This is a genomic window from Aliishimia ponticola (genome assembly GCF_004803475.1).
GTDB classification, from domain to species: Bacteria; Pseudomonadota; Alphaproteobacteria; order Rhodobacterales; family Rhodobacteraceae; genus Aliishimia; species Aliishimia ponticola.
In genome coordinates, this window is record NZ_SRKY01000006.1 from 15,199 (window position 1) to 39,107 (window position 23,909).

The 23,909-nt window shown below is 63.2% G+C and carries 22 protein-coding genes; 8 read left to right on the forward strand and 14 right to left on the reverse strand.

The genetic code is table 11. The features are described from left to right. The first annotated feature begins 147 nt into the window (after nt 1-147). Complete coding sequence (locus E4Z66_RS18165) at nt 148-2,334, forward strand: DEAD/DEAH box helicase (protein ID WP_136464498.1); 2,187 nt, start codon at nt 148-150, stop codon at nt 2,332-2,334. Between the two features lie 3 nt (nt 2,335-2,337). Here the strand turns inward: E4Z66_RS18165 and E4Z66_RS18170 are convergent, their stop codons facing one another. From E4Z66_RS18170 to E4Z66_RS18185, 4 genes are all read right to left on the reverse strand, one after another. Next, nucleotides 2,338-2,766 (reverse strand): universal stress protein, encoded by a 429-nt coding sequence (locus tag E4Z66_RS18170; RefSeq protein WP_136464499.1) that lies wholly within the window; start codon nt 2,764-2,766, stop codon nt 2,338-2,340. Beyond that, nucleotides 2,763-5,351, reverse strand: coding sequence for a TRAP transporter permease (locus E4Z66_RS18175; protein ID WP_136464500.1), 2,589 nt, complete (start codon nt 5,349-5,351; stop codon nt 2,763-2,765). Before E4Z66_RS18175 ends, E4Z66_RS18170 begins: the two co-directional genes overlap by 4 nt. A 97-nt stretch (nt 5,352-5,448) precedes the next feature. Beyond that, nucleotides 5,449-6,417 carry a TAXI family TRAP transporter solute-binding subunit gene (locus tag E4Z66_RS18180; RefSeq protein WP_136464502.1) on the reverse strand — a complete coding sequence of 323 codons (969 nt, stop codon included), beginning with the start codon at nt 6,415-6,417 and terminating at the stop codon, nt 5,449-5,451. Between the two features lie 29 nt (nt 6,418-6,446). After that, nucleotides 6,447-7,307 (reverse strand): MurR/RpiR family transcriptional regulator, encoded by an 861-nt coding sequence (locus E4Z66_RS18185; protein ID WP_211097191.1) that lies wholly within the window; start codon nt 7,305-7,307, stop codon nt 6,447-6,449. Between the two features lie 96 nt (nt 7,308-7,403). Between E4Z66_RS18185 and E4Z66_RS18190 the strand changes: the two genes are divergently transcribed. Genes E4Z66_RS18190 through E4Z66_RS18200 form a run of 3 tightly spaced genes read left to right on the forward strand, consistent with a single transcriptional unit; the run spans nt 7,404 to nt 11,872 of the window. After that, nucleotides 7,404-9,794, forward strand: a complete 2,391-nt coding sequence (locus E4Z66_RS18190) for a GcvT family protein (RefSeq protein ID WP_136464505.1) — start codon at nt 7,404-7,406, stop codon at nt 9,792-9,794. A 3-nt stretch (nt 9,795-9,797) separates the two neighbouring features. Further along, nucleotides 9,798-10,541, forward strand: a complete 744-nt coding sequence (locus E4Z66_RS18195; RefSeq protein WP_136464507.1) for a beta-keto acid cleavage family enzyme — start codon at nt 9,798-9,800, stop codon at nt 10,539-10,541. Next, on the forward strand, nt 10,538-11,872 hold the full coding sequence (locus tag E4Z66_RS18200; RefSeq protein ID WP_136464509.1) for an aspartate aminotransferase family protein: 1,335 nt from the start codon (nt 10,538-10,540) through the stop codon (nt 11,870-11,872). The genes E4Z66_RS18195 and E4Z66_RS18200 overlap by 4 nt, the downstream gene beginning before the upstream one ends. Nucleotides 11,873-11,875: 3 nt before the next feature. On the opposite strand, the gene E4Z66_RS18205 is transcribed toward E4Z66_RS18200, so the two are convergent. Genes E4Z66_RS18205 through E4Z66_RS18220 form a run of 4 tightly spaced genes read right to left on the reverse strand, consistent with a single transcriptional unit; the run spans nt 11,876 to nt 15,964 of the window. Beyond that, entirely contained in the window at nt 11,876-13,972 is a 2,097-nt protein-coding gene (locus E4Z66_RS18205; RefSeq protein WP_136464511.1) for a molybdopterin-binding protein, read from the reverse strand. Continuing rightward, nucleotides 13,969-14,460, reverse strand: a complete 492-nt coding sequence (gene mobB, locus E4Z66_RS18210; protein WP_136464512.1) for a molybdopterin-guanine dinucleotide biosynthesis protein B — start codon at nt 14,458-14,460, stop codon at nt 13,969-13,971. Before mobB ends, E4Z66_RS18205 begins: the two co-directional genes overlap by 4 nt. Beyond that, the gene (gene mobA / locus E4Z66_RS18215; RefSeq protein ID WP_136464514.1) at nt 14,457-15,086 is read right to left on the reverse strand and encodes a molybdenum cofactor guanylyltransferase MobA; all 630 of its coding nucleotides are present in this window, start codon (nt 15,084-15,086) and stop codon (nt 14,457-14,459) included. The genes mobB and mobA overlap by 4 nt, the downstream gene beginning before the upstream one ends. Beyond that, nucleotides 15,083-15,964, reverse strand: coding sequence for a formate dehydrogenase accessory sulfurtransferase FdhD (locus E4Z66_RS18220; protein ID WP_136464515.1), 882 nt, complete (start codon nt 15,962-15,964; stop codon nt 15,083-15,085). Before E4Z66_RS18220 ends, mobA begins: the two co-directional genes overlap by 4 nt. A gap of 54 nt (nt 15,965-16,018) precedes the next feature. On the opposite strand from E4Z66_RS18220, the gene E4Z66_RS18225 reads away from it, so the two are divergent. Continuing rightward, nucleotides 16,019-16,729, forward strand: a complete 711-nt coding sequence (locus E4Z66_RS18225; protein WP_136464517.1) for an AzlC family ABC transporter permease — start codon at nt 16,019-16,021, stop codon at nt 16,727-16,729. Then, complete coding sequence (locus E4Z66_RS18230) at nt 16,726-17,049, forward strand: AzlD domain-containing protein (RefSeq protein ID WP_136464518.1); 324 nt, start codon at nt 16,726-16,728, stop codon at nt 17,047-17,049. Before E4Z66_RS18225 ends, E4Z66_RS18230 begins: the two co-directional genes overlap by 4 nt. Nucleotides 17,050-17,078: 29 nt before the next feature. Here the strand turns inward: E4Z66_RS18230 and E4Z66_RS18235 are convergent, their stop codons facing one another. The 5 genes from E4Z66_RS18235 to E4Z66_RS18255 form a co-directional block, all read right to left on the reverse strand. Then, nucleotides 17,079-17,594: a hypothetical protein gene (locus E4Z66_RS18235; RefSeq protein ID WP_246036080.1), complete on the reverse strand. Its 516-nt coding sequence runs from the start codon at nt 17,592-17,594 to the stop codon at nt 17,079-17,081. Between the two features lie 118 nt (nt 17,595-17,712). After that, nucleotides 17,713-17,847 (reverse strand): aa3-type cytochrome c oxidase subunit IV, encoded by a 135-nt coding sequence (locus E4Z66_RS18240; RefSeq protein ID WP_136464522.1) that lies wholly within the window; start codon nt 17,845-17,847, stop codon nt 17,713-17,715. Nucleotides 17,848-17,936: 89 nt separating this feature from the next. After that, nucleotides 17,937-18,395, reverse strand: coding sequence for a DUF6173 family protein (locus E4Z66_RS18245; RefSeq protein WP_136464524.1), 459 nt, complete (start codon nt 18,393-18,395; stop codon nt 17,937-17,939). Between the two features lie 102 nt (nt 18,396-18,497). Beyond that, nucleotides 18,498-19,547, reverse strand: a complete 1,050-nt coding sequence (locus tag E4Z66_RS18250) for an MBL fold metallo-hydrolase (protein WP_136464525.1) — start codon at nt 19,545-19,547, stop codon at nt 18,498-18,500. A gap of 34 nt (nt 19,548-19,581) precedes the next feature. Beyond that, nucleotides 19,582-21,294, reverse strand: coding sequence for an acyl-CoA dehydrogenase family protein (locus tag E4Z66_RS18255; RefSeq protein WP_136464526.1), 1,713 nt, complete (start codon nt 21,292-21,294; stop codon nt 19,582-19,584). A gap of 125 nt (nt 21,295-21,419) precedes the next feature. Between E4Z66_RS18255 and E4Z66_RS18260 the strand changes: the two genes are divergently transcribed. Next, a complete protein-coding gene (locus E4Z66_RS18260; protein WP_136464527.1) occupies nt 21,420-22,352 on the forward strand; it encodes an L-threonylcarbamoyladenylate synthase in 933 nt (310 codons plus the stop codon). Between the two features lie 3 nt (nt 22,353-22,355). Here the strand turns inward: E4Z66_RS18260 and E4Z66_RS18265 are convergent, their stop codons facing one another. After that, complete coding sequence (locus E4Z66_RS18265) at nt 22,356-22,925, reverse strand: YqgE/AlgH family protein (protein WP_281276238.1); 570 nt, start codon at nt 22,923-22,925, stop codon at nt 22,356-22,358. 129 nt (nt 22,926-23,054) lie between these two features. On the opposite strand from E4Z66_RS18265, the gene E4Z66_RS18270 reads away from it, so the two are divergent. Next, complete coding sequence (locus tag E4Z66_RS18270; protein WP_246036082.1) at nt 23,055-23,861, forward strand: protein-disulfide reductase DsbD domain-containing protein; 807 nt, start codon at nt 23,055-23,057, stop codon at nt 23,859-23,861. Nucleotides 23,862-23,909: the final 48 nt, after the last annotated feature.

Here is a 23,909-nt window from a genome sequence, read left to right on the forward strand (position 1 = left end):
GCCCGTTTTCTGCCCGATCCGAACCAATGCTTCACGATTTGAGGTATACACACGCGGCCCAAGCGTTTATGGCGCTAGGCTTGTTTCGGCCCTTTGGCGGAATCGGTTCGCGCGACAGCGCCTCATTAAACCAGACTGACTTCAAACATGATCCAGACTCTTGCCGATGCGCTATCAGAGCGTGGTTACGACACCCTGACCGCCGTTCAGGAGGCCGTCACCAATCCCGATTTGGAGGCGCAGGATCTTCTTGTGTCCGCGCAGACCGGATCGGGCAAAACGGTGGGGTTCGGCCTTGCCATCGCGCCGACCCTTCTGGAAGAGGCAGAGGTTCTGGGCCAACCCGGCGCACCGCTGGCGCTGATCGTCGCGCCGACACGGGAACTGGCATTTCAGGTGATGCGCGAACTCAGCTGGCTTTATGCCAAGGCGAATGCGCGCGTGACGACCTGCATCGGCGGGATGGATATGCGCGACGAACGGCGCGCGCTGGAACGTGGCGCGCATATCGTGGTGGGAACACCCGGCCGTCTGCGCGACCACATCCAACGCGGCTCGCTCGACATGAGCGGCTTGCGCGCCATCGTTCTGGACGAAGCGGACGAGATGCTGGATCTGGGCTTCCGCGAAGATCTGGAATTCATGCTTGCCGAAGCGCCAGAAGACCGCCGGACGCTGCTGTTCTCGGCCACCGTGCCGCCGATGATTGCCAAGCTGGCGCAACAATATCAGCGCGACGCCGTGCGGGTGACGACGCTGACCGGCGAAAGCCAACATGCTGACATCTCATACCAAGCCCTGCGGGTGGCCCAGCAGGATGCGGAAAACGCGATCATCAACGTGCTGCGTTACCACGATGCGCGCAATGCCATCGTCTTTGCCAACACGCGCGCGATGGTGAACCGCCTGACTGCCCGACTGACGAACCGGGGGTTCTCTGTCGTGGCGCTGTCGGGCGAACTCAGCCAGAACGAACGCTCCCACGCGCTGCAAGCCATGCGCGATGGCCGTGCGCGCGTTTGCGTGGCCACCGATGTGGCAGCGCGGGGCATTGACCTGCCGGGGCTGGAACTGGTGATCCACGCAGAACTGCCGTCCAATTCCGAAGGGCTGCTGCACCGCTCTGGCCGGACAGGCCGCGCGGGTCAAAAAGGCATTTCCGCCCTGATCGTACCGCCGAAGATCACCAAAAAGGCCGAACGCCTGCTGAAATTCGCAAAGATCACGGCGGAATGGATGGTCCCCCCCTCGGCCGAAGATATCCTGCGCCAAGACGAAGAGCGGCTGTTGTCTGATCCCGTGTGGCAGCAAGAGACAACGCCCGAGCAGGAAGAATTCGCGGCGAAGCTGCTGGCGCTGCATGGCCCCGAAAAGATCGCTGCGGCCTATCTTGCCCTACACCGCGCGCGCCTGTCCGCGCCCGAAGACCTTGCCGATCCCGATACGCGCCCCGAACGCAAAGAGCGTAAGGCCTTTGGCCCCAGCGTATGGTTCGCGCTGTCCGTTGGCCGCGATGACCGGGCAGAGCCGCGCTGGCTGCTGCCCCTGCTCTGCCGGGCCGGGAATATCGACAAGGACGCCATCGGCGCGATCCGTATCCAGCAATCGGAAAGCTATGTGGAACTGGCGAAGGCCAGTGTCGCGGGCTTTCTGAGCCAGATCGGAACCGATGGTGTGCTGGAAGACAGCGTGACCGTGCGCCAACTTGATGGCGCGCCCGATCTTGGCCCGCCCCCTGCAAAGCGTGGTCCGAAACCGCACCGCCCTGACGGGGGCTCTGGCCCGCGCGGGCGGGATCGCCGCGATGGCCCGGATCACCGTGGCCCCGGCGCTGGTAAGCCCGGTGAGTACAAGCCCCGAGAACACAAACCCCGCGATAAATCCGCGAAACCGTATGCCCCCAAGGGTCCGGACCGCATGACCAAGGCGGTATCCGATGGGGCCGTGAAGCCGCGCAAAGTGAAATCCGCGCCAAGCGATGCGCCCAAGCGTGCGGACAAACCCGCCGCTGGGAAGAAGCCCCCACGCGATGTGCAGGGCAAACCCGCCGGAAAACCGAAGGGAAAGCCTAAGGAAAAAGCCGGTGCCGCCCCCGCGGCCAAGGGTGACAAGCCGTACAAGAAATTCGACAAACCGGCCCGCAAATCGGAAGGCAAGCCGCCGCGCAAGGGCGATGACAAACCGGCGCGCAAGACGGACAGCAAGCCTGCCCGCTCCCGCGCCAATGCCTCGGATACGTCGAAGCGGTTCACGCCTCCGGGTGCGGCGGGTCAATCGCGGCCACCACGCCTGCGCAAGGGCGGCGGCGGTGACGCCCCGCCGCGCCGGAAGTAACCGTCAGAGCCGCAGGACCAGAACCGAGGTCTTGGCATAGCGCGCGACCCGCGCCGCGTTCGGACCGATGACCCGGTCAGCGAAATCTGGTTTGTGCGCGCCGACGATGATCAGATCGGCAGAGATTTTCTCTGCCGCCTGCAGCACCTCTTCATAGGCGGTGCCGATCGCCACGATGCATTGCACCTGCTTGAAGTCGGGCAAGACCTCTTCGGTCATCTCATGCAACGCCTTGGACGCGGCTTCCGCTGCGCCTTTCATGGTGCCGTCCTTGAAGAACGACCCCACAAAGGACGACCCGTAATCGGGCAGCACTGTTGCGACGCTCAGACGCGCGTTCTCCATCCGGGCAAGCCGCCCCGCCTCCTTGAGAATGGCCCTTGCGTCCTTGTCATGGGTCAGATCGACCGCGCAAAGAATACGTTGGGTCATGCCAGCACCTCCCTTTCCTGACGTCCGCGTTGCAGCAGATAAACCAGCAGCACCAGCAGCAAGCCGGGGATGTAGAAAATCTCTTTTGGCAGCCGCTGCGTCGGCACATCCAGTTCCACGACCTCCCAATCCCAGTCGATGCCCAGTTGTTCTGACGGACCACCAAAGGCGATGTTATCGACAAAGATCTTACCGTCTTCCTCGCGGAACTCGATCCCGGCCGCATCTTGCAGGCGCGTCATTCCATCTGCGCCCGCCGCCCCGACGGGTAGCAGATACTTGGCGTCAATCGGTTCGCCATTCAGGTTTTCGCCCACGAACCGCACACGCAACGAAGCGTCATCGGGCGCGTCTTCGGCCATCTGGAAGATTTCCGCGCTGGGACGGGTTTCGAATTCCGGCGCGATCTGGTCAAGGAAGAAGCCCGGCCTGAACAGCACGAAGGCGGCCAGCAGCAGGATCGCACTTTCATACAGGCGCGATTTGACCATGAAGTAGTTCATCGTACCCGCCGCAAACAGAAGCATCGCAATCAGCGCGACGATGAACACGAACACCGCCTGTACCGGCCCCACATCGATCAGAAGCAGATCGGTGTTGAAGATGAACAGGAACGGCAGCAGCGCGGTACGGATCGAATAGAAGAACGCCTGAAAGCCGGTCTTGAGCGGATCGCCCTTCGAAATCGCAGCGGCGGCGAAACTTGCCAGGCCGACAGGTGGCGTCACATCCGCCATGATCCCGAAATAGAAGACGAACATGTGTACCGCGACCAGCGGCACGATCAGCCCGGCTTGCGCGCCCAGCTCTACCACGACGCCTGCCATCAGCGAGGACACGACGATGTAGTTCGCCGTGGTCGGCAGCCCCATGCCCAGCACGATGGAGATCAGCGCGACGAAGAACAGCATCGCCAGCAGGTTGCCGCCCGACAGGAATTCGACGAACTCGGCCATGACCTGCCCGATCCCGGTCAGCGTCACCGCTCCCACGATCACACCGGCCACGCCCATGGCGGCGGCAAGGCCGATCATGTTGCGCGCCCCGGCGATCATGCCTTCGGCGATATCGGAAATGCCTTCCTTGATATGGCGCACGACTTCGCCCTGATTGCGGAAGAACGCTTTCAGCGGGTTTTGCGTGAGCAGGATGAACAGCATCGCAACGGTCGACCAGAAGGCCGAAAGCCCGGGCGATTTGCGTTCGATCATCAGCAGGTACATCAGCAGCAGGATCGGCATCAGGTAGTGGATGCCGGTCTTGAAAATCTCGCGCACGGGCGGAAGGTGCTGCATGGAATCGAGGCTGGTTTCCAGGTCCGGCCCCTGCGCGGCAAAGCGCACCGCCGCCAGATAGGCGACCAGCATCAGGGCAAGGATCACATACATCGACGCACCGCCGAAGGTGCCGTAGATCGCATCGACGATCACGCCGGTCAGGAACAGCAAGCCACCCGCGATCACGATGGAAATCGCGATGATGAAGATCGCGCCAAGCATGAACTTGACCGGGTGCATCCGGCTGGTGCCCGTCATGCCGGATTTCAGTGCCTCAAGGTGCACGATATAGACCAGCGCGACATAGGAAATCGCGGCTGGCACGATGGCGGTTTTGACGACCTCCACATAGGAGATGCCGACATATTCGGTCATCAGGAAGGCCACCGCCCCCATGACCGGCGGCGTCAACACACCGTTGATCGACGAAGATACCTCGACCGCGCCCGCCTTGGTGGCCGGAAAGCCGACCTTTTTCATCAGCGGGATGGTGAAGGTGCCGGTTGTCACCACGTTGGCGATGGACGAGCCGGAGATCAGCCCCGTCGCGGCAGAGGCGATCACCGCCGCCTTGGCCGGGCCGCCGCGCAGGTGGCCAAGGGCCGCAAAGGCCAGTTGCAGGAAATAGTTGCCCGCCCCCGCCTGGTTCAGCAAAGCGCCGAACAGCACGAAGAGGAACACGAACCCGGAGGACACACCCAGCGCCACGCCAAAGACGCCCTCGGTCGTGAGCCACATATGGGACATGGCTTTCTCGAAGGACGCGCCTTTCCACTGGACGACCTCCGGCAACCATGAGGAGGAGCCGAAGAACACATAGGCCAGGAAGAACAGCGCCACGCCCATCAGCGGGAAGCCAAGCGATCTGCGCGCCGCTTCCAGCAGCAGGACAAGCCCGATCCCCGCCATGATAAGGTCGGTCGTATTGGGGTTACCGGTGCGGTCCGCGACCCCGCGATAATCCCACCAAAGGTAAGACGCGGCGATGGCCGCCACGATGGCGACGATCCAGGTCAGGATCGGAATATGATGCCGGGGCGACGATTTCAGCCCGGGGAAGGCCAGATAGGCCAGCAGCACCGCGAACCCAAGGTGAATGGACCGCGTCTGCGTGTCGTTCCAGACGAACCCGACGATGAAGGGCAGCGGCGAAGCGATCCAAAGCTGATAGAGCGCCCAGCAAAGCGGCAGCACCCAAAGCGCCCTGCGCCCGAATTTGTCGTTTGGCATCCGCCCGCCGGTATCGGCGTCGGCTACGATATCTTCCAGCGCCGGGTCCATCCCGGTGTCGTTACGCGCGTCAGTCATTCATGCCCCCGTTGGTCCCGGTTGCCAGCGGCACTTCGTGGCACCGCTGGTCGATTAGCAAAGCACGGGGCACGTGTTGCGCCCCGTGCGGCGCGCCTTACATGAGGCCCGCTTCCTTGTAGTACTTGACCGCGCCCGGATGCAGCGGAGCGGACAGACCGTCTTTGACCATCTCTTCTTTCGTCAGGCGACCAAAGGCAGGGTGCAGCTTTTTGAAGTCGTCGAAGTTTTCGAAGACAGCCTTCACCAGAACATAGACAACGTCATCCGGCGTGGAGGCATCGGTCACGAAGGTCGCTTTGGGCCCCCAGGACGCAACATCACCGTCATTGCCCGGATACATGCCACCCGGAATGGTCGCAGCCGCATAAGCCGGGTTCTCTGCCAGAACCTTGTCGGTACCGGAGGTCGTCAGGTCGAGCAGTTTGATATCGCAGGTGGAGGTCGCTTCCATGGTCGACCCGTTCGGCAGACCCGCCGCCCAAATCGCGGCATCAAGCTTGCCGTCACACAGCGCCGCCGATTGTTCGGAGGATTTCAGCTCTGCCGCCAGCGAGAAGTCATCGGGCGAAACGCCCGCTGCGCCCATCAGAACGTCCGCCAGAACGCGCGTCCCGGAGCCGGGGTTGCCGATATTGACCCGCTTGCCCTTCATATCCATCACGGATTCGATGCCGCTATCGGCGCGGACCATCACGTGCATCGGTTCCGGGTGGACGGAGAACACAGCGCGCAGATCGGCATAGGGTTCGTCGTTTTCAAAAGCGCGGACCCCTTCGATGGCCGCGGATTGCACGTCCGACTGCACAACGCCGAAGTCCAGCTCACCCTCGCGGATGGTGCGGGTGTTATAGACCGAACCGCCAGTCGATTCGACGGAACAGCGCGTGTTGTGCTCTTTGCGGTCCTTGTTCACCAGACGGCAGATCGCACCGCCTGTCGGGTAATACACCCCGGTGACACCGCCGGTGCCGATCGTGATGAATGTCTGATCCTGCGCTGCCGCGAAGGTGCCCGTGGTCACCAGCGCAGCTGCCGCTGCAGTCAGTTTGAGTTTTGCAAACATGTAGATACTCCCTTGTTTTGCAAAAGTTGTCAGATCACCCGGCTTTCAGTGAGTTTCCGGGATTGTTCTTCCGTTGCGCGGATCCGCGCTTCGGCTTCTGGGCCAACACGGGCGACCAGCATCGACATCATAGTTTCGATCAGGGCCAGTGTGGCGACATAGGATGAAAAGAAATTCGCGGTTTCGGTCGGCAGGACGAAAACATGGTCAGCGTGGTCTAGTCCAGGGCAGGTGTGGCTGTCTGTCAGTACGATGACCTTGAAACCGTTTGAACGCGCGACGTCAATCGCACTAAGCGATTGATGCGCATAGGGCGCTTTGGTCAGCACGATAACAGCATCATCTTGTGACATCTGCGCGAAGGACGCTGCAATCGACGCGCCGCTGCGTCCGGCAACAGACCAGTTCTGCGCGAAATACTGCGCCTGATAGCAAAAGTAATCGACGATTCCCGCCGATCCCAGCGCACCGATCAACAAAACCCGGCCCGCGTTATGCAGCGTGTCCACCGCGGCCTCAAGCTGCGCGCCCGTCACGTTTTGCTGCAGGAAGGTGATGTTCTGGATGCACATTTTCGACTGCCGTAGCAGGATGGCATCTGCGCTTTGATCGCCGCGCTGCAACGCCTCTGCCCGTTCGGAAAACGGCAGCAGCTTTTGCCCGACCGCGATCCGACCTGCCTCGCGCATGGCTTCGTAGTCGTCATAGCCAAGCGCGCGCGCCAGACGCGAGAACGTCGCGGGCGATACCCCACTGGTCTGCGCAACCGCGCGCAAGGACCGGGTGGCAACATCCACCGGATTGTCCGCCACGAAATCCGCCGCCTTGCGCAACTGGGCGCTGAGGCCGGAATATTCGGCACTGATCCGTTCTACGATTGTGTTCGCCACGCAGCCCCCTTGTCTGAAACTGAATGTTTCAAGCGTTTTCCCCATTGTCAAGCTTTGAAACAGATGTTTCATTCATACAACCTTTAGGAGACGAACATGACCGACTCACTGCCCTCCCATTCCTCAGTCGTTGTGATTGGCGGCGGGATCATGGGCTGCTCCACCTTGTATCACCTGGCCAAGCTGGGCGTGAGCGATGCGATTCTTCTGGAACGCAATGAACTGACCTCCGGCACCACATGGCATTCGGCGGCGCAGGTTCGGGCGCTGCGCAACTCGCGCAACCTGACGCGGATGATTCAGTATTCGGTCGATCTTTATTCCCGGCTGGAGGAAGAGACCGGGCAAAATGTCGGCTGGATTCAAAAGGGATCGCTGTCCATCGCCACCAACCCAGACCGCCTGACCCATATCCGGCGACAGGAATCTCTGGCCCATGCCTTTGGGATCGACGCGCATTCGATCAGCGCGCAAGAGGCCAAGGAACGCTGGCCCCTGATGAATGCGGATGATGTTCTGGGGGCGGTCTGGTCGCCGGATGATGGCCGCGTGTCCCCGTCGGATGTGTGCGCGGCCTTGGTCAAAGCGGCAAAAAAGCTGAACGCGAAGATCTTTGAAAAAACAGGCGTTACCGGGATTTTGACCGAGAACGGGCGCGTGCGCGGGGTCGAGACCACGGCAGGCACTGTGTCCTGCGATGCGGTTGCGATCTGCACCGGGCTTTGGTCGCGCGATGTGGGGCAGATGGCGGGGGCGGATGTGCCCTTGCTGGCCTGTGAACATTTCTACCTTCTGACCAAGCCCGTCGAAGGGATCACCGGCAACATGCCGACGCTGAGCGATCACGACAATCATCTCTATATCCGCGATGACAGCGGCGGCCTGCTGGTGGGTTGCTTTGAGCCGATGGGCAAGCCGATTGAACCCGGCGTGCTGGGTGCGGATTTCGCCTTTGGCCTGCTGCCCGAAGATTGGGATCATTTCGAGCCGATGATGACCAACGCGCTGCACCGCCTGCCCGCGCTGGAAACGGCGCAGGTGAAGATGCTGCTGAACGGGCCGGAAAGCTTTACCCCGGACGGCACCTTCATGCTGGGCGAAACCGCGGAAACACGCGGGCTGTTCCTTGGCTGCGGCATGAACTCCGTCGGGATGGCGGCCGGGGGCGGTGCGGGGATGAACCTTGCCCACACAATCGTCCATGGCCACACGGCCTATGACCTGTCCGAAGCCGATGCCAAGCGGTTCGCGCCGGCGTTCAACTCGGTCCAGCATCTGATGGCCCGCGCCCCAGAAATCTTGGGCACCCATTACGACATCGCCTATCCGGGCAAACAGCTGAAAACCGCACGCGGATTGCGCCAACTGCCGCTGCATGACCGTTATGTGGCGGCAGGTGCGCAGTTCGGCCAGTTCTACGGGTGGGAGCGGCCCTTGTATTTCGGCAAGACCGCAGAGCCGACGCTAGGTTTCGGGCGGCCCGACTGGTTCGAGAACGTCAAAGCCGAAGTCGCAGCCGCGCATGAACGCGCGGCGATCTTTGACGCCTCGTCGTTTGGCAAGATCGATGTGAAGGGCCCGGATGCCGAAGCGTTCTTGCTGCATACCTGCGCCGGTCAAATGGCGCGCGCGCCCGGATCGGTGATCTATTCCGCCATACTGAATGCGCGCGGCACCTTCGAAAGCGATATCACCGCCCAGCGCATCGCCGTGGATCACTACCGGCTTTTCGTCGGCACTGCCGCGATCAAGCGCGATCTGGCATGGCTGACGCGGCACTCGGACGGGTTTAACGTGACCCTCACGGATACGACCGAAGCCTATGCCGTGCTTGGCCTGATGGGGCCGGATGCCGCGCGGATCGCAGCGCAAGTGGGCGCACCGGAACTGGTTGACCTGCGCTATTTCACGCAAGGCGAGGCGCATATCGCCGGGCACCATGTGCGCGCCGCGCGGCTGTCCTATGTCGGCGAAGCGGGCTGGGAGATTACCTGCCGCGCAGAAAACGCAACAGCCATCTACGATACCCTTTGCGCCGCCGGGGCCACGCCTGCCGGGCTGTATGCGCAGACCTCGATGCGGATCGAAAAAGGGTTCTGCGCCATGGGCCATGAGCTTGACGGCGATCTTGACCCGATCGAGGCGGGGCTAGACTTTGCGGTGCGCAAATCGGGTGGGTTCATCGGCAGCGATGCGCTGGAACAACGCCGGGCGGCGGGCGCAACGTCGCAGGTGGTTGCGCTGGCCTTCGACGATGATGCGGCGGTACCCTTGGGGCATGAGCCGATCTATGCGGGCGGCAAGATCGTCGGGCAAACCAGTTCCGCCGCTTATGGCTACCGCGTGGGTGCACCGGTTGCTTTGGGCCATGCGGCGGGGCTGCGCCAGGGCGACCGGGTGGACGTCGATATCGCGCGGGAAATGTACACGGCCACCGTCACCATTGGTGCGCTCTTCGACCCGACGGGTCGGCGGATGAAGGTGTAACCCATGTTGCTGATGGCCGCCCCGAACGGGGCCCGCAAGACAAAGGACGACCACCCGGAACTGCCGATCACGCTGCCCGAAACCGTGGCCTGCGCCCGCGCGTGCCATGCGGCGGGGGCGGATGCGCTCCATCTGCATGTGCGGGATGCGGCGGGCGCGCATAGCCTCGATCCGGGCCTGTACCGTGCGGCGCTGGACGCGCTGGCAGAGGCCGTGCCGCAGATGCGTGTGCAGGTCACAACCGAAGCCGCCGGACAGTTTACCCCCGCCCAGCAATTCGCCACCCTGCAAGCGCTGGTCCCCGACTGGACGACCCTGTCCGTGCGCGAAATGGCTACCGATCCCGGCCTCGCGCGCGAGGTTTATGCCTTCTGCGCCGATCACCGGATCGAGGTCCAGCATATCCTTTATGATGCGCAGGACGCGGCGCTGCTTTCGGGGTTGCAGGATACTGGTATTCTGGGCGGCGATGCCTCGGTGATCCTTGTCCTCGGGCGCTACACCAAGGGGATGGTATCGGACCCTGATGACCTGCCCGCCTTTCTCGCTGCGCTGCCCCCTGTTGGACGCTGGATGCTCTGCGCCTTTGGCCGCCGCGAACATGATTGCCTGCGGGCAGCGGCCCGTCTTGGCGGTGATCTGCGTGTAGGGTTTGAGAACGCACATATCGGCCCGGATGGAACGCCGTGGCCTGATATGGCATCATCCGTGCGCGCGTTGCGCGACAGCTTAGGAGACGAACCATGAGCCACGTTTTCCCGCGCCACACACATAAACCGCCACCCACCGCCGTCAGAGGCGCGGGATGTTATCTTTATGATGCGGACGGAAAAGCCTATCTGGACGGGTCCGGCGGGGCGGCGGTGTCCTGTCTTGGCCATGGCGACGCAGAGATCATCGCGGCGGTGCAAGAGCAGACCGCACAGCTTGCCTTTGCCCATACGGGCTTCTTCACCTCGGACCCGGCGGAGGAACTGGCCGATCTGTTGGCCGAACACGCGCCGGGCGATCTCAACCGGGTCTACTTCGTGTCCGGCGGGTCAGAGGCGACGGAAGCGGCGCTTAAACTGGCGCGGCAATATTTCGTTGAGACCGGGCAACCCCAGCGGCGCCATGTGATCGCACGTCAGCAAAGCTATCACGGCAACACGCTGGGGGCGCTGGCGGCGGGCGGCAATGCGTGGCGGCGGGCGCAATTCGCGCCGCTTTTGATGGATGTGCACCATATCGCGCCCTGCTATGAATACATGCTGCGCGCCGAGGATGAGAGTGCCGAAGCCTATGGTCTGCGCGCGGCGCAAGAGCTTGAGGACACGATCCTGCGGCTCGGCCCGGACAGCGTGATGGCCTTCATGGCCGAACCGGTGGTCGGTGCGACCTTGGGCGCGGTTCCGGCGGTCGACGGCTATTTCAAACGCATCCGCGAGATTTGCGATACCTATGGTGTGCTTCTGATTCTGGATGAGGTCATGTGCGGCATGGGCCGTACCGGGCATCTTTTCGCGTGCGAGGCCGATGGCGTCACGCCTGACATCCTGTGTATCGCCAAGGGGCTTGGGGCCGGATACCAACCGATCGGCGCGATGTTGTGTACCGGCGCGATCTATGACGCGATCAAGGACGGCTCCGGCTTTTTCCAGCATGGGCACACCTATCTGGGCCACCCGGTCGCCACGGCGGCAGGTCGCGCCGTCGTGCGAAAGCTGTTGCGCGACGATCTGGTGGCGCGCGCGGCATGGCAAGGCGACAGGTTAAGCGCCGCCCTGACAGAGCGTTTGGGCCAGCACCCGCATGTGGGTGATCTGCGCGGACGCGGGATGTTTCAGGGGATCGAACTGGTGCAGGACCGGGAGATTAAGCAGCCCTTCGCGCCAGAGCATGGCTTGGCGGGCAAGGTGAAGGCCGCCGCTTTCGAGGCCGGTCTGATCTGCTATCCGATGTCAGGCACGCGTGACGGCAAGAACGGCGATCACGTGCTGCTCGCCCCTCCCTTCATCATCTCGGACGCAGAAATCGACGAGCTGGTGGACAAGCTGTCCGGCGCGATTGACCACGCTATCGGCAGCGCCGCTGGCTGAGGATCAGGACCGGAACGGAAGGTAGCGGACCGGATCGCCCGGCCGCACTTCTGCCGCGCCATCGGGCAATTCGACCAGCCCCTCGGCCCAGCTCAGCCCGCTGATGCGCCCCGATCCTTCGGAGGAAAACACCTCGACCCCGCCATCGCGCACCCGCGCCCGCAGGTATTCGCGGCGGCCCGGTTTCTTGGTCTTGGAAAAGCGCGCAGGCAGGTCGTAGGCTTGCGGCGGCTGCCATGACCGCCCCGCCATCACGCCCAGCGCAGGCCGGGCGAAGATAAAGGCGCAGACCAGCGCGGCCACCGGATTTCCGGGCAGGCCGAATACCGGAACACCGTCCCACATGCCCAGCGCCAGGGGGCGGCCCGGCTTGACCGCAATGCGCCACATCTGCATCGCGCCCGCCGCGCGCAGCAGCGCGGATACGTGGTCCTCATCCCCGGCAGAGGCGCCGCCGCTGGTCAGGATCGCGTCCGTTCTGGAAGCGCCTTCGTCGAACCGGGCGCGAAGCCGCTCCCGGTCATCTTCCACCGTTCCCAGATCGACGGGCTCAAAGCCCCATTCGGCCAGCAGTGTCAGCAGCATGGGCCGGTTCGCATCATGGATCAGCCCGGGAGCCATGTTCTGCGTGCCCGGCTCGCGCAGCTCGCTCCCGGTGGAGATCACGCCGACCCGCAGCTTGCGCCGGACCGGCAGATAGGGATGCCCCGTCGCCGCCGCCAAAGCGATATCCGCCGGTGTCAGCACCCGGCCTGCCGTCAGGATTGTCTCCCCGGCCTGCACATCCTCCCCCGCCTTGCGCGTGTTCGCGCCCTGCCGGATCGGTCCGTTGAACGCGACGCTGTTGCCATCGCTTGTCACGTCCTCTTGCAGCACGACGGTTTCCACACCGGCGGGCAGTACCGCCCCGGTCAGGATACGCACCGCATGTCCGGCCGGCACCGGCGTCGGGGCATCGCCTGCCGCCGCCCGCGTCTGGACCAAGGGCAACACATGCGGCCCTTCCGGCATGGCACCCGCGAAGCCATAGCCGTCAACGGCCGTGTTCGGATAGGGCGGGTTCGCGGTGCGCGCCTGTACATCCTCTGCCAGCACGCGGCCCACCGCTTCGTGCAGCACCGCATCGGTGATCTCGGTCGCCTGTACCGAGACGGCGGCGCGCAGATGAGCGATGGCGTCATCCACCGGAATCCAGTCGACCCCCGCAGGCAGCGCAAAACAGTCATTGCGCAGGGGCGGCGGCACCAATGGTGTCTGCTGAAGCAACTCCTCGTGGCCAAGCCCGAATATCCACCCTTCTCGCCGGGCCTCCGGCGACTCGATCGTTGTAATCTGGCGCAGCGCCTCTGCCGACAGGGCCGAAATGCGGATCGCCATTTCGCGCACTTGCCACGCGTCGCGGATTTCCCCATCGGGGGCGCTGCCCAGAACAAGCGATGGCCAAATCTCGACAAAGGCGACCGGTCCGCCCAAGGGCTCAAACGGCCACACGGTCACGTCCATGCCGAAGCGTTCGCGCAATCTGTGCAGCACCGGCAGGCCCATCAAGGTCTGACTTCCGACGGCACCGGCCCCGGCCAATTGCCAGCAGGTAAAGCTGCCCTTGGCCCGCGCCTCGCAGGTGCGCCTTTCGGGGAAGGGATTTGCATAATCCTGCTTCGTGCGCGGCAAGCCCACGATGTCACGTTGCAGGGCATTGCCCCAAAACGGCCCCTTGCCCTGCCCCAGCCCGCGATTGATATCCCCGGCGAGGTCAAAGCGGTTGTTCCGCTCTGGCATGTCGGCAATCGCGTCGGCCAGATGCGCCCAGACGTCCAACGGGTTCACGGGGTCATCCGACCCAAGAAGCGCCTCGGCAAACCCGCTGGGATAGGCAAAGGCGAAATCGAACCCGACAAGCACCCGGTGCCCCTTTTGGCGCTCTTGCGCGATCCGTCCCGACAGCCATGTTTCCGCATCCTGTCGGTTGCGCAGATAGACCGGGTCTTCGGCCTGGCCCGATTGCGCGGCGCAGACCCAGATCGCATCTTTGCGCGGGGCGGCGCCGGTATCGTTGCCGCCGGACCAGTCCACGACGATAACCGTGTCGAAACGTCTCACAGGCCCAACTCCCCCGCGATGAAATCGGCAATCGCCTTGGTATCGTCCAGATCAAGAACCGGGCGGTCACTTTGCAAGCCCGTGTCCGACGCAATGGCCCGGATCGTCGGATCGCCGGGCGCAAGCAAGGGTTGGCCCGCAGCGGCGCGATGGGTTTCGACCTTGGGATGCGCCGCGCTTTTGTACCCTTCGATCAGCACCAGATCGACGGGCGTCAACCGCGCGATCAGATCGGTCAGGGGCGGTTCAGGCGCGCCGCGCAGCTCTTGCATCAAGGCGACGCGATGGGGCGTGGCAAGCAGCACCTGGGACGCGCCTGCGTCGCGGTGCCGGAAACTATCGGTGCCGGGCGTGTCGATATCGGCGCTGTGATGCGCATGTTTGATGGTGGACACTGTCAGCCCGCGCGCGCAGAACTCGGCCACGAGCCGTTCTGTCACCCCGGTCTTGCCAGTGTTCTTCCAGCCGGTGATGCCCCAGATCTTCATGCCCAGCGCGCCGCCGTTTCGAGGTCTTCGGGCGTGTTCACGTTGAAGAACGGGTCCGGGTCGGTGACAGGAAACTCCGCCAGCCGACCGTCATGCTTGTCCGTCCAGATCACGACCTTGCGCAACCCATCCTGCAAAGCCGCACGCAGATCGTCCCGCAGCGCGACAGGCCACAGGCCGAAGGTCGGGTGGCGGATCAGCCCGGATGACGATTTGGATTTCGTCTGCGCATCGCCCTTGGTCGCCGCAAGGACCAACGGATGCGCCTGCCCTTCTGACGCCAGCATCAAGCGCGGCACCAGATCGCAGGGAAAGAACGGCGTGTCAGCGGCCACGGTGACGATGGTCTCCGCCCCTTGCTCCGCCGCCCAGTCCAGCCCGGCCAGAACGCCTGCCAACGGTCCAGCGAACCCATCTATCGTGTCGGGCAGCACCGGCAGGCCAAAGCGCGCGAACCGCGCCGGATCACCATTCGCATTCAGGGCCAGACCCGCCACTTGCGGCGTCAAGCGGTCCAGGACATGCGACAGGATCGACTGCCCGCCAAGGGTCAGCAGCCCCTTGTCACCGCCGCCCATGCGCGTGGCCAGACCGCCCGCCAGAATAACGCCCAAAGGTTGTTTCACGCGCCCCCCTTCCGGCGGTGCTTGCGATCCTCTGCCGGGACCGCGCCAGGGTCCGCATCCCACACCAACCTGTCCTCGCCACTCAGGCACATGAAGCGCTGGCCGCGCATCCGGCCCACAACCGTCAGGCCGACCTGCCGGGCGATTTCCACGCCCCACGCGGTAAAGCCAGACCGCGAGGCCAGCACGGGAATGCCCATCAGCGCGGTTTTGATCACCATTTCGGATGTCAGGCGCCCGGTGGTGTAAAGGATCTTGTCCGCCGGGTCCGCGCCTTCCGACCACATCCAGCCCGCGATCTTGTCCACCGCGTTATGACGGCCAACATCTTCCATATAGACGAGCGGGCGGTCGCGCTGGCACAGCACGGTGCCATGGATCGCGCCGGCCTCAAGATAGAGCGAAGGTGTGGTGTTGATCTTGTGCGCCAGCGCATACAGCCAAGAGGTCCGCACCTCTGCCTGCGGCAGTACGAGCCCTTCCAGCCCCTCCATCATGTCACCGAAAACAGTGCCGACAGCGCAGCCGCTGGTGCGCGTCTTTTTCTTCAGCTTTTCCTCGTGGCTGGTTTCCTGCGCCGTGCGCACCACGACGGTTTCGAGTTCCTCGTCATAGTCGATGCCCGACACCTCATCGCCTGCCAGCAGCATCCCCTGATTGCGCAGAAAGCCAAGCGCGAGGTATTCCGGGTAGTCACCAATGGTCATCGCCGTGACGATCTCGCGGGAGTTGAGAAAGATCGTCAGCGGACGTTCCTCCACCACGCGGACATCCTGCGTCGCACCGGTTTGATCCACGCCGGTCACTTGCCGCGACAGCCCTGCGCGCGCCGGGTCGGGTGCGATGACGTAACCAGTGTCGTCCTTTGCCGAGGCCAATTGCGTCTCCCTCCCCTTGCGGCTACAGATTCCGGGTCAAGCTAAGGACTTCCCGTGCCATTCTCCACTCCCAAATCTGCCTTCTGGGCCGGTTTTCGCGACGCGCTCCCCTTCATTGTCGTGGCGGGCCCTTTCGCCATCCTGTTTGGCGTGCTCGCAACCGAAGCGGGGCTGAACGTCTTCGAAACACTGGCCTTTTCCGTTGTCGTCATTGCCGGGGCGGCACAGTTCGCCGCGCTGCAACTGATGGAAGAGAACGCGCCGACGATCATCATCTTGGCATCTGCGCTGGCCGTGAACCTGCGCATGGCGATGTATTCGGCGTCGATCACGCCGCATCTTGGGGCCGTGCCGTTCTGGTGGCGCGCGCTGGCGGCCTATTTCCTTGTCGATCAGGCTTACGCGCTGTCCATCGCGAAATATGAGGATGAGCCGGAACTGCCGCTGAACCAGAAGCTGGCCTATTTCTTCGGAACAGTCGCACCCGTCTGCCCGCTTTGGTACGTGTTCACCCTTGTGGGCGCGGTGATCGGCAAGCAAATCCCGACAAGCTGGAATATCGAATTCATCATGCCGCTGGCGTTTCTGGCCATGATCGGACCGCTGCTGCGCACCCCGGCCCATATGGCGGCCGCGGCAACCGGGCTGACCGTGTCCTTGCTGGCCGCAGGTCTGCCTTACAATCTGGGCCTGCTGCTTGGCGGTTGCGCGGGCATGGTTGCCGGCGCGCGGACCGAGGTCTTCATGGAAGGGCGGGCGAAATGACCGGCACGCTTCAGCTATGGATCATCATCATCGGTCTGGGTCTGGGCAGCTTCCTGATCCGCTTTCTCTTTCTGGGCTTTGTCGGCGACCGCCCATTGCCGCCATGGCTGCTGCGGCATCTGCGTTATACCGCCGTGGCGATCTTGCCTGCCTTGGTCGCGCCACTGGTGGTCTGGCCTGCGGGCAATGATGGCGTGCCGCACCCGTCCTATATGATCGCGGCGGCAGCGGCCTTCCTATTGGGATATTTCACCAAGAACGTCGCGCTGGCCGTGGCGGGCGGGGCGCTGTCACTTTACGTGTTGCTGACGGTATTCTGACGCGGCTTTGACGGTGCCGGACGGCAGGCTTATTCCGCCACCGCGACCGTATAGCCATCGACGACATTGCCGTCGTCATCCTCGTAATACTGGTCGACGACGACCGCGCCCTTGGCCGCGAACTGGCCCATCAGTTTCTCGGGATAGAAGGTCACCTTGATGTCCTCCAACCCGGGCAATTGCCCCAAGATGGTCGAGATCGAGTTGGCGCAGAAGGCGGAGGGCACGCTGCCGCGTTCTTCGACGAGGCGCAGTGCCAGATTGGCCGTTTGCGCGGAAACCGGCAATTCGTGCAGCACCACATGGTGCGAATTCCGCGCATGGGCGCTTTTATACGCCTGAAGGTTGCGCGGTGTGATCCCGTAGAGCACATCGCCATATTCCGCGACCCAATCGGGCCGGAACGAGCCTGCCGGATCAAAAATCACCCGCTGGCTTCCCGAAATCATCAGCGCCGCGTGTCCGCCGCCGCCGGTATTGTTGTTGATGACAGTGATCAAAGTCAGCTTGGGCGGGCCGGCGTCCTTATAAGCGACAATCGCCACTTTATCCGCCGGAGGGGAACCAACCCCACCGCCGCCACACGCCGCCAGCAAAACGAGCGCACAGCACCCGAAGATCAATCGCAACATACCTAGACCCCGGTCAGAGAGTTCTTCGTCCTCAGGTCGCGAAAACCGCAAGGAAGATGAGGAACAACAGAATCGCAATGATCGACCATTGCGTAAAATTCATGAAGCCTTCGAAGGTCTTCTCTTGGTCCCGGATATCCATTTCACCGTGCTTGTGATCGGCCATGGGTGTTCCCCTTTTCGCGCGTAACTCTCAATTCGATCCCGCATTTAGCGGATTTCGCCCGACCTGTCACGAGGCCAAATCGGCGCAGTTCATGTTGTTTCCTTCTCCAGATCCTGCGCCAGCCGAAAGCCGATGCGCATCGGCTCTGTCTCGTTGACGCGGCGCGGAAGGGCGCGCAGAATCACATTCAACTGCGTGACATGCTGGATCATCTGCGTGCGCACCCCGGACGGGTCGCTGCCATAGAAGGTCACGATGTCGGGGTCGAAATATCCCATGCCCTCGATCCGCAGCACGCCCGCATCGCCGCCGGTGAAACCCATGGCGATTTCATGTTCGCCATCAAGCTGCTTTTCGAATTCCTGAATATACATGGCGATCCGCTCATAGGCCCATTGGGCAGGGCTTTTCGCCTTGGCCGATTTCGCCACCTTTGCCGGCACGGGCTGTTCCCCATCCGGGGTCGCGGCTTCGGTATGCACCTCATAGCGCTTGGGAAGCTGCTCTGCCTCGGCATGTTCAGCGGTTGTCTTGATCTCGTCATCCATCGGCGGTCTCCTCCAGGAACTTGCCTGACCTGTTACCTCGCGCAGAGTGACTGATTCCCCGGCGCGGCGCACCCTGCAATCACGGCAAGGTGAGGCAGCGCGTCATGTGGCCTTTTGGTAAAGCCAAGCGCCATCGTCGCGCCGCGTGCGCACGGCCTGCCCCACCTGGTAAAGGTGGCTCAGATGGGCGACCGCCTCCACCAGTGCCAAACCGTATTCCGCCGGTCCGATCTTGCGCTTGAACAGGGGCGAAAAACACTCCGCCGCGGTTTTCGGCGTGTCGATATACTCCAATAGGCGGCGCAGCGCAGAATGGTGGTTTTCGATCAGTTGCCGCATCCGCGTGGGCAGGCCGGTGAAGGGCAGCTTGTGCCCGCCCAGAACGAGGTGATCGGCCCGCGCGAGCGGGGCCAGACGCTCGCAGCTTTCCAGCCAGTCGCCAATGGGGTCGGCCATCGGTTCGGTGACATAAACGCCGATATTGGGGCTGATCGACGGCAAAAGCTGATCGCCGCCCAGAACGAGGTTGTCATCCCGGCTCCAGAATGTCGCGTGCTCGGGCGCGTGGCCGTTGCCCATATGCACATCCCAGCTGCGGCCGCCGATTTCGATGGTGTCGCCTTGCTGAATACGGGTGTAGCCCAAGGGCATGGGCCACAATATATCGGAAAAGTTGAAGGGCCGTTCGGACACGCGCTTTTCAAGGATGTCCGGCGCCATGCCCGTGCTTTTGTAGAACGCCACCGTTTCGGGCGGCAGCGTATCCTGTTCGTCCAGAAGCAACATCCGCGACATGAGCCACGCGGTCCGCGTCGTCACCAGTTCCGCGCCATGCACCGACTGGAACCACCCTGCCAGCCCGACGTGATCGGGGTGATGGTGGGTGACGATAACGCGCCGCACGGGCTTTCCGCCCAGCGGCCCTGCCATGAACGCGTCCCAGATGTCGCGGGTCTTGCCAGAAGAGAATCCGGTGTCGATCACCGTCCAGCCATCGCCGTCATCCAGCGCGAAAACATTCACATGGTCGAGCTTCATCGGCAACGGCAGACGGGTCCACAGCACGCCGGGCGCGACTTCAATCGCTTCTCCATGCTCTGGAGGGGTCTCCCAAGGATAGCGGATGCCGCTGCTGGCCTGATCGTCTGGCATTATCGCCCTTTTCGTTGGTTCCGGTGATGCGATGTCATGCGCTGAATTCCTCGGGCGACAGACCGAACACGTCGAAATCGCCGGACCGGGCCTGCACCAGAAGCGACTGATGCTCTGGCAGGAGACGGCGGATATAGAAACGCGCCAGCTTTTCGCGCGGGCCGCCCTGTTCGACCAAGGCCGCCTGCAAATGCAGATGGCCGCCCAGCACACGGGCAAAGGCACGCAGATAGGGAACCGCCCCGGCGAAACGAACGCGGTGGTTGCGGTCGATCAGCCATTCGGTTGTCTCGCGCAGCTCTTCGGTGGCCTGCCAGACGGATTCGGTCAGGTCCGGCAGCTTGCAACGCGACAGTTCGGCGGCTTCCTCGATCTCGTCGAACAGGCGGAAGGCCGCGTCGCCCTGATCCATCATCTTGCGCGCCACAAGGTCCATCGCCTGAATGCCGTTGGTGCCCTCGTAGATCGTCGTGACCCGTACATCGCGCGCATATTGCGCGGCGCCGGTTTCCTCGACAAAGCCCATGCCGCCATGCACCTGAATGCCGATGGCAGCGACTTCGTTCCCGATATCGGTGCCGAACGCCTTGGCCACCGGGGTCAACAGCGCGGCGCGGGCTGTCCACCAATCATCGCCGGTGGCTTCGGCCATGTCGATCGCCACCGCGCAGGACAGCCCAATGGCGCGGGCTGCGAATGTATCGGCCTTCATGTGCATCAGCATCCGCCGTACATCGGCGTGATCGAGAATGGTGCCGGTGCCGCCATCTTCCATCGACCGGCCCTGCTTGCGGTCCAGCGCATAGGACAGCGCGTGCTGATAGGCCCCTTCGGCCACACCGATGCCTTGCCCGCCAACGCCAAGCCGCGCGTTGTTCATCATCGTGAACATCGCCGCCATGCCGCCGTTTTCCGGCCCGACCATCCAGCCCTTGGCGTTCTCATAGGACATCACGCAGGTCGGCGAGCCATGCAGGCCCATCTTGTGTTCCAGACTGACGACCTTGACCCCATTGGCCACACCCGGCTTGCCGTTTTCGTCCGGCAGGAATTTCGGAACCAGGAACAGGCTGATCCCCTTCGTCCCTGCGGGGGCACCGGGAATGCGGGCCAGTACCAAATGGCAGACATTCTCGGCAAAATCGTTATCGCCCCACGAGATATAGATTTTCTGGCCGGTGATCGAATAGGTGCCGTCGCCATTGTCTTCGGCCTTGGACCGCAGCGCCCCAACGGCGGAGCCAGCCTGCGGCTCGGTCAGGTTCATCGTGCCGGTCCACTCGCCGGAAATCAGCTTGGGCAGGTAAAGCGCCTTGATCTCGTCGCTGGCGTGATGCTCCAGCGCCTCGATCTGGCCCTGGCTCATCAGCGGGGCCAGCTGCAGAGACATGCAGGCGGCGCTCATCATCTCGTTCACGGCGTGGGCCAGCGTCAGCGGCAGGCCCATCCCGCCATATTCGGGGTTCGCAGCCATGCCGATCCATCCGCCTTCCGCGATGGCGCGAAAGCCGTCATCGAACCCGGGCGAGGTCCGCACGACCCCGTTTTCCAACCGCGCGGGATGCAGATCGCCGGGGCGCTGCAACGGGGCCAGAACGTCGTCGCACATGCGACCCGCTTCGGACAGGATCGCCGTCACCATATCCGGCCCCGCGTCGGAGAATCTGCCCGTGGCGTTCACTTGGGAAAGGTTGACCACATTGGACAGAAGAAAGTTGTATTCTTCAACTGGGGCACGAAACGGCATCTGGTACTCCGTCGGTCTGGCGCTTGGCTTTGCCTGGCGCGGGCTCTAATGAAGCAGAACCCGTTCCGGACCATGCGGCCCGGGCGTGTCCCGATCAACCAAAACGCGGCGTCACCATAGCACATATGGATAGCATCCACCTCATAGCTGACAATGCAGGGTTACAGAAGGCCGCTGCGTTGCTGGGCGAGGGTCATCTCGTCGCATTCCCCACCGAAACGGTCTATGGGCTGGGCGCAGACGCGCGCAACGGACGTGCCGTCGCCGCGATTTACGAGGCCAAGGGGCGGCCCAGTTTCAACCCGCTGATCGTGCATGTGGCCAGCGCCGAGCAGGCCAAAACCTATGTTACCTGGAGCGACACCGCACAGCGCCTGGCCGAATCGTTCTGGCCCGGTCCGCTGACGCTGGTACTGCCGCTGCGCGAAGGCCACGGGATTTCCGAATTGGTCACCGCCGGCCTGCCGACGCTGGCGATCCGGGTGCCCGCGCATCCCGCCGCCCATGCGCTGCTCAAGACCTTTGGGGGGCCGGTCGCCGCGCCTTCGGCCAACCCGTCCGGGCGGATCAGCCCGACCACCGCGCAGCATGTGCTGGACGGGCTGTCGGGGCGGATCGCCGCCGTGCTGGATGACGGCCCCTGCACGGTCGGGGTCGAAAGCACCATTGTCGGGCTGACGGATACGCCGCGCCTGCTGCGGCCCGGCGGCTTGGCCGTGGAAGAGGTAGAAGCCGTTCTGGGCCAATCGCTTGGCACCGCAGAGGGTGCGATTTCCGCGCCCGGCCAATTGGCGTCACACTATGCCCCCGGCGCGTCTGTCCGGCTGGATGCGACAACCGCGCGTCCCGGCGAAGTGCTGCTGGGGTTTGGCCCCGTTGCCGGTGATGTATCGCTGTCGCCGACCGGTGATCTGGCAGAGGCCGCAGCCAATCTCTTCGGCCATTTGCACCGTCTGGATGCCATGGGAAAGCCCATCGCCGTCGCCCCGGTGCCCGAGATCGGGCTGGGACGCGCCATCAATGACCGTCTGCGCCGCGCCGCCGCGCCGCGCGACTGACGCTCAGGCGTTCCCCGCCTCGGCCGACAAAAGCGCCGGATTGATACCCAGCCGTTCCAAAGCCCGCCCCCATTTGCGGGTATTGGCGGTGTCAAAGACCAGATCGGGCGTGCCGTCACAGGTCAGCCAGCCATTCTCCGCGATCTCTTTTTCCAGCTGCCCCGGCCCCCATCCGGCATATCCCAGCATCATCATCACGCGCGACGGCCCCTCGCCCATGGCGATGTCTTCAAGGATATCCAGCGTCGGGGTCAGGGCGATTCCGTTATCCACCCGCAGGGTCCGAAGATCGGATTCGTATTCGCTCGAATGCAGCACGAACCCGCGTCCCGTTTCGACCGGCCCGCCGAAATAGACACCGACATCGCCGGTATTCACGGTTTGCTCGATCTCCAACTGCTCCAACAGGTCGGTGAAGGACACGTCGATCGCAGGTTTGTTGATGATCAACCCCATCGCGCCCTTGGCGGAATGGTCGCACATATAGACAACGGATTGGCTGAACCGAAAATCCGTCATGCCGGGCATCGCGATAAGCAAGGCACCTGTCAATTCGAGAGGTTCGTCCTGCAAATTTCCTGCTTTCCTTTATACCTTGGCAGCATCCACCCTCGCGCTGCATCAATCAAGCGCGGAATGGATGACATATGTCTCGCGTGGACGTGACTTGGCATTTACCCGCTGATCGCCCAATTAAGCGGTATGTTTAAAGCCAGCCTTATGTCAGCCATCCTGTCGTTTTCTGCCGCATCCATGGGCATTGCGGGCGATCCGACCGCGGGAATCCTGTCGCACCGGGTCATCACCGGGTGGCAGCAGGCGGATGGAACGCGCATGGCCGGGCTGGAACTGACGCTGGCACCGGGCTGGAAAACCTATTGGCGCAGTCCGGGCGATGCCGGGATCCCGCCTGAATTCACCTGGAATGGCGCGCGCAACCTGTCCGGCGTGCATGTGCATTGGCCGACGCCCCGCGTGTTCTGGCAATCGGGGATGCGGTCTGTGGGCTATGCCGAAAGGGTCGTTCTGCCACTGACGCTGTCCCCCAAAAGCGCGGGCAAGGATATCCGCCTGAAGGGCCGGGTCGATCTTGGCGTTTGCGCCGACATTTGCATGCCCGCCACGATCCGCATCGATTCCACGCTGCCCAGCGCAGAGTCCGAGCGCAGCCCAGAGATTGTCGCGGCACTGGCCGCCCTACCCTTTTCCGCGCAGGAAGCCGGCGTGCGCAGTGCAATTTGCGCCCTGTCACCAACGGCTGACGGGCTGGAAGTGAAAGCCACGATCACCATGCCTGCCGCTGGCTCCGCCGAAGAAGCCGTGATCGAGGCGCAAGACCCGTCGATCTGGGTGTCCGAGCCAAGTACAAGCCGCTCCGGTCAGGTTCTGACCGTCCGGGCCGAGATGATCCAGCAAACCGGCGCGCCTTTGGCGGTGGATCGGTCCGGTCTGCGCATCACCGTGATCAGCGCCGGACATGCGGTCGATATTCAGGGATGCACGGGCTGACCAGCCCGCCAGCGACACGCCAGACAATTCGGGACGTGATACGGGCGC